The 275-nt window shown below is 41.1% G+C and carries 1 protein-coding gene; it reads right to left on the bottom strand.

Going from position 1 to position 275, the window contains the following annotated elements; genetic code table 11:
• A partial coding sequence (locus TT13_RS11510) for a hypothetical protein (RefSeq protein ID WP_190279687.1) occupies positions 1-241 on the bottom strand: 241 nt, incomplete at its 3' end.
• Positions 242-275: the final 34 nt, after the last annotated feature.

Below are 275 nucleotides of genomic sequence, written 5' to 3'. Positions count from 1 at the left end.
TTGATTCGCTACCTGATTCTGAATTACTCATTGAATCGGACATTGATTCGCTACCTGATTCTGAATTACTCATTGAATCTGATGTTGATTCGCTGCCTGATTCTGAGTCGCTCATTGAATCTGACGTTGATTCTGAACCTGAAAGTGAATCACTCATTGAATCTGATGTTGAGTTGCTGCCTGATTCTGAATTACTCATTGAATCTGACGTTGATTCGCTGCCTGATTCTGAGTCGCTCATTGAATCTGACGTTGAGTTGCTGCCTGATTCTGAA

It is taken from the genome of Weissella oryzae SG25 (genome assembly GCF_000691805.2).
GTDB lineage: Bacteria > Bacillota > Bacilli > Lactobacillales > Lactobacillaceae > Weissella > Weissella oryzae.
Note: the sequence above shows the minus strand (reverse complement) of the source record. Positions and strands in the feature narration are given on the sequence as shown.